This window comes from Nonomuraea sp. 3N208 (genome assembly GCF_052245935.1).
Classification (GTDB): Bacteria; Actinomycetota; Actinomycetes; order Streptosporangiales; family Streptosporangiaceae; genus Nonomuraea.
On sequence record NZ_JBQQBR010000014.1, the window covers coordinates 143543 to 157092 of the forward strand.

The 13550-nt window shown below is 69.7% G+C and carries 11 protein-coding genes and 1 pseudogene; 4 read left to right on the top strand and 8 right to left on the bottom strand.

Annotated features, from left to right (window positions below):
• Positions 1 to 4: 4 nt before the first annotated feature.
• Positions 5 to 964: an alpha/beta hydrolase gene (locus ACTWPT_RS22460; RefSeq protein ID WP_443179396.1), complete on the top strand. Its 960-nt coding sequence runs from the start codon at positions 5 to 7 to the stop codon at positions 962 to 964.
• Here the strand turns inward: ACTWPT_RS22460 and ACTWPT_RS22465 are convergent.
• Both ACTWPT_RS22465 and ACTWPT_RS22470 read right to left on the bottom strand, forming a co-directional pair.
• Positions 958 to 2508, bottom strand: coding sequence for an MFS transporter (locus tag ACTWPT_RS22465; protein ID WP_443179397.1), 1551 nt, complete (start codon positions 2506 to 2508; stop codon positions 958 to 960). The genes ACTWPT_RS22460 and ACTWPT_RS22465 overlap by 7 nt on opposite strands.
• Positions 2505 to 3071, bottom strand: a complete 567-nt coding sequence (locus ACTWPT_RS22470; protein WP_443179398.1) for a TetR/AcrR family transcriptional regulator — start codon at positions 3069 to 3071, stop codon at positions 2505 to 2507. The genes ACTWPT_RS22465 and ACTWPT_RS22470 overlap by 4 nt, the downstream gene beginning before the upstream one ends.
• A 138-nt stretch (positions 3072 to 3209) precedes the next feature.
• On the opposite strand from ACTWPT_RS22470, the gene ACTWPT_RS22475 reads away from it, so the two are divergent.
• Entirely contained in the window at positions 3210 to 3755 is a 546-nt protein-coding gene (locus ACTWPT_RS22475; RefSeq protein ID WP_443179399.1) for a TetR/AcrR family transcriptional regulator, read from the top strand.
• On the opposite strand, the gene ACTWPT_RS22480 is transcribed toward ACTWPT_RS22475, so the two are convergent.
• From ACTWPT_RS22480 to ACTWPT_RS22500, 5 genes are all read right to left on the bottom strand, one after another.
• The gene (locus ACTWPT_RS22480; protein ID WP_443179400.1) at positions 3693 to 5399 is read right to left on the bottom strand and encodes a WS/DGAT/MGAT family O-acyltransferase; all 1707 of its coding nucleotides are present in this window, start codon (positions 5397 to 5399) and stop codon (positions 3693 to 3695) included. The genes ACTWPT_RS22475 and ACTWPT_RS22480 overlap by 63 nt on opposite strands.
• Positions 5400 to 5541: 142 nt before the next feature.
• Entirely contained in the window at positions 5542 to 6588 is a 1047-nt protein-coding gene (locus ACTWPT_RS22485; protein WP_443179401.1) for a sulfite oxidase, read from the bottom strand.
• Between the two features lie 345 nt (positions 6589 to 6933).
• Positions 6934 to 8613: a DNA polymerase/3'-5' exonuclease PolX gene (gene polX / locus ACTWPT_RS22490; RefSeq protein WP_443179402.1), complete on the bottom strand. Its 1680-nt coding sequence runs from the start codon at positions 8611 to 8613 to the stop codon at positions 6934 to 6936.
• Positions 8614 to 8652: 39 nt separating this feature from the next.
• Positions 8653 to 9621 (bottom strand): aldo/keto reductase, encoded by a 969-nt coding sequence (locus ACTWPT_RS22495; protein ID WP_443179403.1) that lies wholly within the window; start codon positions 9619 to 9621, stop codon positions 8653 to 8655.
• 65 nt (positions 9622 to 9686) lie between these two features.
• On the bottom strand, positions 9687 to 10724 hold the full coding sequence (locus ACTWPT_RS22500; protein ID WP_443179404.1) for a zinc-dependent alcohol dehydrogenase family protein: 1038 nt from the start codon (positions 10722 to 10724) through the stop codon (positions 9687 to 9689).
• Positions 10725 to 11523: 799 nt separating this feature from the next.
• Here ACTWPT_RS22500 and iscB point away from each other — a divergent pair.
• Together iscB and ACTWPT_RS22510 are read left to right on the top strand one after the other, a co-directional pair.
• A pseudogene (gene iscB / locus ACTWPT_RS22505) lies at positions 11524 to 12122 on the top strand (RNA-guided endonuclease IscB); the annotation flags it as partial.
• A 6-nt stretch (positions 12123 to 12128) separates the two neighbouring features.
• Positions 12129 to 12188: a hypothetical protein gene (locus ACTWPT_RS22510; protein WP_443179494.1), complete on the top strand. Its 60-nt coding sequence runs from the start codon at positions 12129 to 12131 to the stop codon at positions 12186 to 12188.
• A 501-nt stretch (positions 12189 to 12689) separates the two neighbouring features.
• On the opposite strand, the gene ACTWPT_RS22515 is transcribed toward ACTWPT_RS22510, so the two are convergent.
• Complete coding sequence (locus ACTWPT_RS22515) at positions 12690 to 13535, bottom strand: helix-turn-helix transcriptional regulator (RefSeq protein ID WP_443179405.1); 846 nt, start codon at positions 13533 to 13535, stop codon at positions 12690 to 12692.
• Between the last annotated feature and the right edge of the window lie 15 nt (positions 13536 to 13550).

Consider the following 13550-nt stretch of genomic DNA (forward strand, 5'->3'; position numbering starts at 1 on the left):
TTCGATGGCACCCCGATTACGCGGTTGCCTGGTCGGCGCGCTGGTCGCCGGTGGTCTGTTCCTGGCGGGCGTGGCGGTGGTGCGGTCCGGCGGGGAGGAGCAGGCCGGACCGAAACCCTCGGTGAGCGGACCCGAAATGGCGCGGGTGGTGGAGGAGCGGCGGCTCGACGAGCGCCGGATGGAGCTGACGATCAGGTCGCCGGCACTCGGCGGCGCCACCACGAAGGTGCGCCTGCTGCTGCCGCACCGCTGGGAGTCGCGCCGCGACTGGCCGGTGTTGTGGTTGCTGCACGGCGGGCTCGACGACCACACCTCGTGGAGCACCAGGACCGACGTCGACGCGCTCACCCGCCGCGCCGGCGTGCTGGTCGTGATGCCCGACGGCGGCACCTGTGGCAGCTACTCGGACTGGTGGAACGGCGGCGACGGCGGCCCGCCCCGCTGGGAGACCTACCACCTGCGGGAACTGCTGCCCCTGCTGGAGTCCCGCTTTCGCGCGGGCGGGCGGCGCGCGGTGGCCGGCTACTCGATGGGCGGGCAGGGCGCCATGTTGTACGCGTCCAAGGGCTACTTCGCGGCGGCGGCCTCGTTCAGCGGCGCCGTGCACATCCTGGCTCCGGGCGTGCCGCAGGCGGTCATGGCCGGCACCGCGATCGGCTGCTTCGGCACGGACTGGAAACGCATCTGGGGCGATCCGGCGGCGCAGCGCTCGATCTGGCGGGCGCACAATCCCTACGACCGGGCGCGCCATCTCAAGGGCGTCGACCTCTACGTGGCCGCGGGCGAAGGCGACCTGGTCGAGGACCTGGCGAACCGGGCGGCCAGATCGTTCACCGCCCGGCTGGACGAGCTGGGCATCCCGGTGCGCACCCATTTCTACCGCGGCGGCCACGCCCACGCCTTCTGGCAGCGGGAACTGCATCGGGCGTACCCCATGCTCATGGCCGCCATCGGCGCTCAATGACCGGCGGACAGGTCGAGGTCGCGCGGCGTCAGCAACCACACCAGCACCGCGCCGGCCAGCATCAACGCCGCGCCCGCCCCGCTGGTCAGCGTGAGTGAGCCGGTGAAGGCCGCCGTCGCCTGCTCGGCCAGCCGCACGCCCTCCGCGCCCAGCTGTAGGCCTTCCGCGCCCAGCCGCGCACCCTCCGCGCCCAGCTCCCTGGCCACGTCGATCGCGCCGCCCAGCGACTCCCGCGCGACCCCGGCCGCCGGCCCGTCGTAGTCGAGCCCGTCGCGGTAGACGGCCGCCGCCACGCTGCCGAGCACGGCCACGCCGAGCGCCCCGCCGATGTCGTAACTGGTCTCCTCGATGGCCGCCGCGCTGCCCGACTTCGCCGCGGGCGTACCCGACATGATCACCGCGGAGGCGATCGCCAGCGCGCCGTTCCCGATGCCGATCAGCACCAGCGCACCTGCCACCGGCCCGTAGTCCAGCGGCGCCGGCGCCAGGAAGAGCAGCAGGAACCCCGCCGCCGTCACCGCCAGCCCGCCCGCCAGCACCGTACGGGCGCCGATCCTGGCCGCCAGCGACGGGGCGAGCGGCGAGGCCACGAGCGCGGCCAGCGCTGCGGGCAGCAGCCGCACGCCGGTCTCCAGCGGCGAGTAGCCCCGCACGAGCTGCATCCACTGCGCGAGCAGCAACAACACCGCGCCCATCGCGATCGCCGTGGTCAGTGCCGTCGTCACTCCGGCGGAGAAGGGGCCGCTGCGGAACAGCCGGAGCTCCAGGAGCGGATCGGGCCTGCGCAGGCAGCGCATCACGAACCAGCCCAGCGTCACCGCCGCGACCGCGGTCGCCACCAGGGCGCTCGCCGAGGCGGGGCCGTACTTGCCGAAGCTCTTGATCGCGTACACCAGCGTCACCATGCCGGCCATCGACAACACCGTGGCGAGCGCGTCCCAGCGGCCGGGGCCGGGGTTCCTGGACTCGGGCAGCAGCACCAGCCCCGCGCCGATCGCCGCGGCCATGATGGGCACGTTCACCAGGAACGCCGCATGCCAGGTGAAACGCTCCAGCAGCAGCCCGGCCAGGATGGGGCCCACCGCGGCGCCGACCGCGGCCATTGCCGACCATATGCCCAGCGCCTTGGCCCGCTCGCCGGGGTCGGGGAACAGGTTGCGGATCATGGACAGCGTGGACGGCATGATCATGGCGCCGCCGACGCCGAGCAGCGCCCGTACCGCGATCACCTCCGCCGGGCGGCCGGCGAGCAGCACCATCAGTGAGGCCAGGCCGAACACCGCGAACCCGGTCAGCAACATCCGCTTGCGACCCCACCGGTCGCCCAGCGCGCTCACCGTGACCAGCAGCCCGGCCAGCACCAGCCCGTACGCGTCCACGATCCACAACAGCTCGATGGAGCTGGGCCGCAGGTCCTCGGAGATGGCCGGCAGCGCCACGTTGAGCACGGTCATGTCCATGACCACGAGCAGCACACTGGCCGACAACACGGCCAGGCCGGCCCACCGCCGCTTCGCCGAGACGGGCGACGTGGTGAGAGTCATGATTCCCTCCAGGGCGCCGCGCCGTGCGCGAACGTCTCGAGGAGCAGCCGGGGGGCGTCCCGGCGGGCGATGTCGCCGCGGCGCAGGCCGTCTCGCACGGCCACGAGCAGACCGTAGACGACGTCGCTGAGCCAGCGGACAGGCAGCTGGGCGCTCAGCAGGCCCGCGCGCTGGGCGGCGGTGTAGAACGCGATCTCGCGTTCCTCCAGCTGCTCGGCGCGGCGCGACAACTCGGGGTGGACGGCCAGGGCGTAGTCGGTGAGACCGAAGCCGTATTCGTCGGCGACCTCGATCAGGCCGGTGAGCAGCGCGTTCAGCGCCTTCTCCAGCATCTCCCGATCCCCTGAGGCGGTCGCGGCGTCCAGGCCGGCGGCCAGCTGCACGTGCTCCCATTGGTCGTGGCCGCGGCAGGCCAGGGCCAGCATCAACTCCTCGCGGCTGCTGAACTGCCGGTGCAACGTGGCCCTGCTGACCCCGACCGCATCGGCGAGCTGCGCCATGGAGGCGGACGGGTCCTTGTTGAGGTGCCGGATCGCCGCCGTCATGATCTGCTCTCGGCTCATCGCCACCTGGACACCGCCGTATCGTTTGAGACAATTTCGTCTCACATGCTACACCGCTGACTCATTGGGGGACAGTGAGGAAAGCGCCACGCTTCCTGGAATGGCGATGAAGCCGCAGGTGGCGCTATGGTTCGTGCTGTGGTGACGGGTGACGCGCGCACGCGCATCCTGGACGCGGCCGAGGAGTTGTTCGCGGGCTCCGGCTACGAGGCCACTCCGACTGCGGTCATCGCCAGGTTCGCGAAAGTGCCCAAAGGGCTGGTCTTCGACTATTTCCCCCACAAGATCGACGTACTGGTCGCTCTCGTCGATGAGCGTACGCACATCGAGGAGGGACGCGACGTCGACGCTGTCCCGGGCGACCCGGCGGGCACGCTCGCCAGGCTCGCGCGCGGGCTGCCGCTGCGGGCCTCACCGGCGATGCGGCGCATCCTGTTCCGCGAGGCCGACACGCACGGCTCGGTCAAGGAACGGCTCAGCCGCCTCAACAGCGAGCTGATCAGGCGGGCACGGTTCGCGCTCGAGCTGGCGTTGCCCGGGGTGCGGGGCGATGCGGCCAGGCTGGAGGTGGCGGCGGCCACGTTCGCCGCCGTCCTGCTCTACCAGGAGAACCTCTGGCAGCTAACGGGCCACCAGATCGACCCCGACGCCGTCGCGGAACTCATCGCCCACGCGCTCGTCTGACAGCTCATCCAGCGCCGTACGCAGGTGCCGGAGCAGGCCCCACACGTCGTCGACGCGCTCGGGGCAGGCGACGATGCCGAAGTCCAGCATGCCGTCGTAGGAGAAGCAGGTGATGTTCAGGCCGCCGCTCATGTCGGTCAGGACGGACAGCGGATAGTACGACAGCACCCTCCCGCCGCACAGGTACAGCGGAAACTGCGGTCCTGGCACGTTGCTGATGATCAGATTGATCGGCGGGAACGCCATGCCGGCCAGCCGGAAGATCGCCGGCGTGGCCAGGCTCGTGACCGGCGCGGGCAGCATCGAGCACAGCTCGCTCAGCCACGTCGCCGGGGCCAGCGCGAAACGCCGCTTGGCCTGGCCCATGGTCGCGCCGACCGCCTGCAGGCGCTCGCGGGGGTCGGGGACGTTGGTGGGCATGGGGGCGACCATGGCGGAGATCTGGTTGCCGACCAGGTCCTTGGCCCCGGCCGTACGGACCGCGACGGGGACGGCGACGATCAGCGGCGCCTCCGGCAATGCGTCGCGCTCGCGCAGCCAGGAGCGGAGCGCAGACGTGCACAGGGTCATGACGACGTCGTTGACGCTCATGCCGTTGGATTTGGCCACCTTCTTGACGTCCTTGAGCGACAGCGAGCCGAAGGACAGGTGGCGGCGGGCGCTGATGGGGCCGTTGAACGGGGTGCGGGGAGCGGCGAGGCTCGGCAACTCGGGGCGGTTGGGCCGGTCGCGCACCACCGCCCGCACGGCCTTGGCGATCAGCTTCGCGCCCGGCATGGTGGCCGCCAGCGGGATGGCGTCCAGGTCTCCGGCCGCTCTGACGACCGACCGCACGGCGCGGGCGGGGTGAGTGGCGGTACGCACGGCGGCTCCGGCCAGCATGTCGATCAGCCCGGGCGCCTTCTCCCCGTGCCCATTGACCGGCAGTAACGGGTCGCCATCGGGGACGCTGCCGCATTGCCCGGCTGGCCGGCCGTCGATAGTGCCGGCGTTGTGCTTGGCGGGGTGTTTGGAGGGCCGGCCGTTGACGTGGCCGTTGGCCTTTGCGTGGCCGTTGCTTGAGGCACGATCGCGTTGGCCGGCAGCGGCGAGGGCGGCGCTCGGCGCGTGGTTGCCGTTCGCGTTGACCGGCTGGACCGTCGTCGGGAGCTTCCGGCGGGTGAGGTGGCCGTCCGGAGTGAGGTCGAGCAGGGTGGCCAGGGTCTCCGCGCCCGAGATGCCGTCGATGGCGGCGTGGTGCACCTTCGTGTAGATGGCCACCCTTCCATCGGGCAGCCCGGTGATCAGATGCATCTCCCACAGCGGATGCGCCCGGTCGAGCCTGCGGGCGTGGATCTCCGCCACGGCATCGGCCAGTTGCCAGTCGTTCCCCGGCTCGGGCAACGCCAGCTCGAACAGGTGATTGCCGATGTCGAAGTCGGGATCGGGTGCCCAGTACGGATGGTCCAGTCCCAGCGGCACCCTGGCCAGGCGCAGGCTGAGCGCGGGGGACAGGTGGATCCGGTCGAGCAGCAACTCCGCGAGCGCGTCCCGGTCGAGCGACCCGTTCGCCGAGTCGAGTATCGCCAGCCCGGCCACGTGCGCGGCGGTGGTCGCCGTCTCGACATTGAGGAACTGGGCGTCGAGTGCGGTCAGCTGGCGCATCTGCTCTCCTTTTCCCGGCGTCTGTGCAGCATCACACAGGGGAATTTCCGAAAGGTTTCCGCGAGAGTCTTTCAGATGAATTCCGATGCGCCCGACAGCGGTAAAGGAAATCTCCAGCTCAGCCGGGATCGGTGACAATTACCTATCCGATGACAACGTGAATCGGGTGTTGCACGACCGCGTCGAAGTGATAGCCGAAGGGATGCCGGGGCGTGATCAGCGGCTGCGTGGCCCCGGTCTCGTCGGTCGCCCTGGCCATGAGCACATACCGCCCCGGGCGGCGGGGAGCCCACGAGATGTGCCACGGCAGCCAGGCTCCGACCAGGTGATGTCCGTGGTGCTCGGCCGCGCGCCAGCTGCGCCCGCCGTCGAAGCTCACCTCGACCCGGACGATCCTGCCCTGCCCCGACCAGGACCGGCCGTGCAGGATGTGCGGCCCGGTGAGGGGCAGGACGGCGTTCCAGGCGAGCTCGAAAGCGCTCTTCACGGGCTGCGTGGTGACCCCTGCGTAAAACACCGTGTTCCACGGAGTGAAGAGTTCGGTCGTGGAAACTTCGATGTCGCCGAGCCATTTGATGGACGCTATTCCCACCCATCCCGGCACCACCAGCCGCACCGGAAATCCGTGATCGGGCGGCAGCGGCTCGCCGTTCATCTCGTACGCCACCAGCACGTCGTCCATGGCCTTCTCGATCGGCAGCGGGCGGCGTACGTGCCCGTAATCCTCGAAGGGCGCGTCCAGCCCCGACGGCAGGACGTCCACGGCTTCCGGGCGCACGTCGACCTGCTTGAGCAGGTATTTCAGCGGCACCCCACGCCACCGCGCGACCCCGATCGCCCCCAGGCCCCACTGGGTCCCCGGGGCGGGGTCATGCTGTTGCGTGCCGTAGAAGCGCCGCCCGTTGCCCGCGCACTCGATCGCCAGGTCGTACGTCCGCGACGGCATGGCCCGGAGGTCGTCGTAGCCGAACTCGTGCGGGCATCGCACGCCCGCGCCGTGCAGTCGCAGCCGCCAGGTGGTGACGTCGATGAGGGGCGTGGAGGTGTGGTTGCGTATGAAGAACCGGTCAGTCGGCGTGTGGTAGCCCTGCCCGGACATGGCCTCCCACCGCATCTCGGCACTCGCGTCGTGCACCCGGAACAGGTGGTCGGGCAGCGGCTTCACGATCGTCGCAGTGGCTTGGTCCATCGATCTCACCTCGTAACAGCTATTCCCTACCTGTAAACCATTTAATCTCCTCTCGCTTGACTTCGGCATCCCTCTTTGCCGACTCGAGAGCCCCGAGCGGAACGTTCCACCGCCTCTACCAGCCACTACCCGGGCTCCCCACCTGCAGAACCGCCCAGCGCACGTTCCAGTGGCCAGGCCGCACGAGCCGGGCGGGGGGCGTGCGGCAATCCCGCATCAGCACCGGCACGCCGCCATCCGCCGCGGGTCCTCCGGCAAGAGTGGCGAGGGACGCGGGAAGCGAGAACCGACCTGCCTTCCGGGAGCAGAGGCGGGGAAAGCGTGAAACGCCCCAGCGGGGACGGGTCAGCGGCCCAGGAATGCCTGGAGCCGGTCCAGAGGCCAGGTGTTGATGACGTCGTCCGTCGTCAACCACGCCCGCTGCGCGATCCCGATCCCGAACCGCTGGTTCGCCAGGTGCGGGATCGCGTGCGAGTCGCTGTCGATCGAGAACTTCACCCCGTGGTGCTTGGCCAGCCGCACCAGATCCGACGGCAGATCGGACCGGTCAGGGAACGAGTCGATCTCCATCGCGGTGCCCGTGCGTGCCGCGGCCCGGAAGACGGCGTCCCAGTCGGCGTCCACCGCCGCCCGTTTGCCGATCTTCCGCGTCGTCGGGTGCCCGATGATGTCCACGTACGGGTTTTCGCAGGCGGCGATGAAGCGGCGGGTCATCTCGTCCCGTGACATCCCGAAATGGGAGTGCACCGAGGCCACGCACACGTCGAACTCCCGCAGGATCTCCCCGGGCCAGTCCACCGACCCGTCGGGGGCGATGTTGAGCTCGGTGCCGTGCAGGAGGCGCATGTCCGGATATTTCTGCTGGAGCTCGGCGACCTGCCCCCGCTGCTCCAGCGCCTTGTCCAGCGTCATCCGCTGCATCGCCAGGTCCGGCGCGTGGTCGGTGACCGCATAGTAGGCGTAGCCGCGGGCGTGCCCGGCCGCCACCATGTCCTCCAGCGACGCGATCCCGTCCGTGAGATTGGTGTGCGTGTGCAGGTCGCCCTTGAGATCGGCCAGCTCCACGAGCGCGGGCAGCTCGCCCCGGAGCGCGGCCTTGACCTCGCCGCCGTCCTCCCGCATCGGCGGCGGCACGAACTGCATGCCGAGCGCGGCGTAGATGTCCTCCTCGGACTCGGCGGCGATCACCCGCTCGCCCTCGAACAACGCGTACTCCGAGAGCTTCCATCCCTTCTTCACCGCCATCTCCCTGATGGCGACGTTGTGCTCCTTGGAGCCGGTGAAATACTGCATGGCCGCGCCCCATGACGCGGCCGGGACCACGCGCAGGTCCACCTGGATGCCGGACGTGGTGCGGATCGAGGTCTTCTTGTCGCCCGCCGCGATGACGTCGGCGACGTAAGGCTGGGCGCGGAACTCCTCCATGATCGACTCGGGCGCGACCGCGAGGATGTCGATGTCGCCGATCGTGTCCTTCATCCGCCGCAGCGATCCCGCGTACGCGACCCGCTCGGCGGAGAGTGACGCCATCACCTGCTCGGCCAGCGACATGGCCACGCCGATGTGCACCCGGCGGCCGGACTGCTCGAGCTGCTCGATGCCCTTGAGCAGGTTGGCCAGGGTCTTGGGGCCGAGGCCCTTGACGCCGTCGAGGCGGCCGGAGGAGATCGCCTCACGCAGCGCGTCGGTGGAGTCGATGCCGTAGTCCTCGAACAGCATGATCGCCGTCTTGGGGCCCAGAGTCGGCACCCGCGTCAGCCTGCGCACCCCATCGGGGACGCGCCCCCGCAGGTCGTCGAGCTGCCGGAAGCTCCCGCGCTGCAGGAACTCCTCCATCTTCTTGGCGATCGCCTCGCCGACGCCGGGGACGTTGCGCACGTCGACGACCGAGATGTCCTCGGGGAACCCGGCGATGGCCTTGGCCGCCTTCTGGTAGCTCCGCACCCGGAAGGCGTCGCCGCCGCTGAGCGCGAACAACTCCGCGTATTCCTGCAGCGCCGACGCCGCCTCCTCATTTGCCCGCATGCCCTAACCCTAGGGTCTGGGACCGACAATCCGGGATGGTCAGAACCGCACCTCGCGCGGCCGGTACGGCTCGCCCAAGAACGCCAGCTCCGCCTCCGACAACGACACGTCAACCGCCGCCACAGCGTCGTCGACGTGCCGATCCTTCGTGGCGCCGACGATCGGCGCGGTGACGGCCGGCTGGTGCAGCAGCCAGGCAAGGGCGACCTGCGCGGCCGGCAGCTCCCGCTCGGCCGCCACCTGCGCCACCCGGTCCAGGATCAGCTTGTCGTTCTCCGGGTCGTACAGGGCGTCGATGCGCTCGTCCGACCCCGCCCTGGTCGTCGTTGCCGCCGACCCGGCCCGTGCCAGCACACCCCGCGCCAGCGGGCTCCACGGAATCACGCCTACGCCCTGGTCGAGGCAGAGCGGCAACATCTCGCGTTCCTCCTCTCGGTAGAGGAGGTTGTAGTGGTTCTGCATCGAGACGAACCTCGTCCACCCGTTGCGCTCGGCCACCTGCTGCGCCTTGGCGAACTGCCAGGCCCACATGCTCGACGCTCCGATGTAGCGGGCCTTGCCCGCCTTGACCACGTCGTGCAGCGCCTCCATGGTCTCCTCGATGGGGGTCTCGTCGTCCCACCGGTGGATCTGGTAAAGGTCCACATAATCTGTGCCCAGCCGGTCGAGCGAGGCGTCGATGGAGGCGACGATGTGTTTGCGGGACAGGCCGCGGTCGTTGACGCCCCTGCTCATTGGGAAATAGACCTTGGTCGCCAGCACGTAGTCCTCGCGCCTGGAGAAGATCCCGCGCAGCACGTTTCCGGTCACGACCTCGCTCGCGCCGCGGCTGTAGACGTCGGCGGTGTCGTAGAACGTCACGCCCGCGTCGGCCGCCCTGCGGACGATCGGCTCGGCCTGGTCCTGCGGCAGCGCCCACTCCTGCCTGGCCGGATCGCCGTAGCTCATCATGCCCAGGCACACCCGCGAGACCTTCAAACCCGTGTCACCAAGTCGTGTGTACTCCATACGGCTCACCATAGGGGTGCATCACGGGGACAACGCGGCACGGGGTCAGTCGCGGCCGGGGACGTTCAGTGCGGCGTCTGGGGAGTGATCATCGTGACGCCCGGCACCGAGCCGATCGAGGCCAGAGCCTTGCCGGTGTCGGCGAGTCCGATCCTCCGGGTGACAAGCTGATCGGGGTGCAGGATCCCGCCCCTGATCATTTCCAGCATCGGCGGGTACGCGTGCGCGGCCATGCCATGGCTGCCCAGCAACCGCAGCTCATGACCGATCACCCGGTCCATCGGCACCGGCGTCGCCCCGCCGGGCAGCAGCCCGACCTGGACGTGCCGGCCCCTGCGGCGCAGGCTCTCGATGGAGGCGGCGCACGTCGCCGGGCTGCCCAGCGCGTCTATGGACACGTGCGCGCCGCCCCTGGTCAGCTCCCTGACCTGGGCCGCCGCGTCGCCGGCCGAGCCGTTGACGAAATGCGTGGCGCCCGCCAGCTCGGCCAGGCGCAGGGCGTCGCTGCTGATGTCGACGGCCACCACGCGCGCGCCGGCCGCCGTCGCGATCATCACGGCCGACAGTCCCACGCCGCCGCAGCCGTGCACCGCCACCCACTCGCCCGGGCGCACCTCGCCCACCTGGGCCACGGCGCGGAACGCGGTGGCGAAGCGGCAGCCAAGCCCGGCCGCCGTGGCGAAGGCCATGTCCTCGGGAATCGCGATCAGGTTGACGTCGGCGTGGTCGATGGCGACGTACTCGGCGAAGGAGCCCCAGTGGGTGAAGCCCGGCTGCGTCTGCCGCTCGCACACCTGTTGCTCGCCGGCGGCGCAGGACGCGCACACCCCGCAGGCGCAGATGAACGGCACGGTCACGCGCGCCCCGGCCCGCCACCCGCGGACGTCGGAGCCGACGGACTCCACCACGCCCGCGAACTCGTGCCCCGGCACGTGGGGCAGCGCCTTGATGTCGGGATCGTGCCCCTGCCAGCCGTGCCAGTCGGAGCGGCATAGCCCTGTCGCCTCGACCCTGATCACCGCTCCGTGCAGGGCTGGGGCGGGGTCGGGTAGCTCGCGCACATCGAGCTCGCCCCCGAAGATTTCAAACGCAACCGCTCGCATCTCATAAGCCTAGCTTTCGAGTCAGTTGCCGCAGGTCGCAGAAGGACTGCTGAGAGGGTGAACCGGGTTCGCCGCATAGGTGGCCCAGGGGAGATCGTTACGGCCCGGCACTGGTATGACCGGGAGATCAGGTCGATCGCCTCACTATCGGAGCGCCTCAAGCGCAGTATTCCGGGTCAGCTGATCTGATAGATGCGCACGTTGACGCGAAGTCGCACCCATGCACCGCGTTGAGTCGGGCCCTCATGCAGGAAGCGGATAGGCGGAAGGCAGTCCCTCTCTTCGAAAACAGTATGGAAAAGCGCGGTTGCAGACAGTAGTGTGTGCGATGGGTGACCTACCTGTGACAGGAGGTGTTCGATGGAAGGTGCCGTGCCGCCCCCAAGCAGGACGGCCGCCGTCGGTAGTGCAGCTGCGGCTCGCTAACACGTCGCACATCGAGCTCGCCGCCGAAGGTAACCGGATCCCCCGTAAAAGCGGGGCTTTCCGCCGAGATGACGGAAAGCCCGCGTGTTACCAGCACCAGCCAACATCGAACGGGAGGTGACCGACGTTGGCTACGTTTCGCGCAGGACAGCAGACCCACCAGGCTGTGCTTCCTCAGCAGCCTGCTCTGGAACTCGGCTCAGCAGACAACCCCGGGATCAGGGACGAAACGGGGGTCGAGGGCTGCCGCCAGGCGGTACCCGGCGCGGGACGTGTGCGAGAGGAGATCTCCGGCGGTTCACCTGCCGCCGGGGGCGTCACCCCGGACCGCGAGGTTCGGGAGGCGGCACGTGAGTGCCACCCGTATGTGTTCGTGCTTGACAAGCACGGGCGTCCACTACAGCCCTGCACTCGGGCGCGGGCCCGCAAGCTACTCAAGAAGGGAAGGGCGATTGTCCACCGGCACACCGCCTCAAAGATCGCACCACTGACGGAAGCGAGATCGACGGGGTGGAGTTGGGGGTTGACCCCGGCTCCCAGAACACCGGTATCGCGCTGTTCACCGCCCGTGCTGCCGAGCGCCGCGCCAGGTTCGCCATCCAGCTCGGCCACCGCGGCGCGGCCATACGCAAGAAGATGCAGCAGCGGGCCGCCTTCCGGCGCGGTCGCCGTAGCCGGAACCTGCGCTATCGCAAGCCGCGCTTCTCCAACCGCACCCGCCCCGAGGGGTGGCTTCCGCCCTCCCTGCGCCACCGCGTGGTCACCACTGTCTCATGGATCGACCGGCTGGCCCGCTGGGCACCCGTGCGAGCGGTGCACGTGGAGCGGGTCGCCTTCGACACCCACGCCATTACCGCCGGGAAGCCCTTGGAAGGCGTTGAGTACCAGTACGGCACGTTGCACGGAACCGAGGTCCGCGAGTACCTGCTGGCCAAGTGGGGGCGGCGGTGTGCCTACTGCGGCGCTAGCGGGGTTCCGTTGAACATCGACCACATCCACCCCCGTAGCCGCGGCGGAACCGATCGGGTGCAAACCTGACCCTGGCCTGTGTGCCGTGCAATGAGGCGAAGTCCAATCGGCCAATCAGAGAGTTCCTTGTGGGCAAACCGGAACTGCTGGCCACGATCCTGGCCCATGCGAAGGCTCCGCTTAAGGACGCCGCTGCCGTGCAGTCCACCCGCTGGGCGCTGTGGCGGGAACTCGACGCCCGTCTGCCCACCCGCGTGGCCTCTGGAGGCCGGACGAAGTGGAACCGCACCCGCAATCATCTGCCTAAGACCCACACCCTCGACGCCCTGGCCGTTGGCAAGCTCGACACCATCACCGAAATCGTGTCCCCGGTGCTGGTCGCTGCATGCGCAGGCCGCGGCACCCACGCCCGCACCCGAACCGACAAGCACGGCTTCCCCCGCCTGCGCCTGCCCCGCGCCTCTTGCATCGAGCGGACGGCTACGCATACGCCCTTCAAAAGGAATCATGCGGACCGTACGCCGCCTCCTCCCCCGCCTGAACGCGGGGATCTCCACGGCGGTTGTCTGATCAGCTTAGGGTCAGTTGCCGCAGCTCGCGCAGGGCCTGGTGCGAGGGGGAGCCGGGTTCGGTCGTGTAGAGCACGAGGCGGAGGTCGTCGCGGTCGGGCACCGGCATGACCTGGCAGATCGCGTCGATCACGCCGACGACCGGGTGGGTGATGCGCTTGCGCTGCTCCCTGCGGATCTCGACCTCGTGCCTGGACCACAGTGCGGCGAACTCGGGGCTGAGCGCCAGCATCTCGGTGACCAGCGCGCGCATCCTGCGGTCCTCGGGGTAGCGGCCGACGGCGGCGCGCAGGTCGGCGACCGAGGCGCGGGCGAAGCGGCCCTTCTCCTCGTCGTTGAGGTGCTCGGCGATGTCGGGGGACATGAAGACCCAGCGGATCACGTTCCTGTTCTCGAGCGGCTGGCTGTCGAGGTCGCCCATGAGAACGTTGGCCATGGGGTTCCAGGCGAGGATGTCGTAGCGGGCATTGAGGACGTAGGTGGGCACCTCCTCCAGGAACGCCAGCAGGTGCAGCACGCCGCCGGGCACGTCATCCCTGATCGCCGGCGCCTCCAGCGGTTGTCCGGCCAGGTCGAACAGATAGGCGCGCTCGTCCTGGGTCAGCATGAGCGCCCTGGCCAGCGCGTTGAGCACCTGCCTCGACGGGTGCGGGCCGCGGCCCTGCTCGAGCCGGATGTAGTAGTCGATCGACATGCCCGCGAGCTGCGCGATCTCCTGTCTGCGCAGGCCCGGCGTGCGGCGGCGCTCGCCGTTGGGCAGGCCCACGTCGGCCGGGGTGACGCGGGCGCGCCTGCTGCGGAGGAATTCGGCGAGTTGGTCGCGGTTCATGTCCTCATACTCCGTCATGACAGGCGGGTTGTG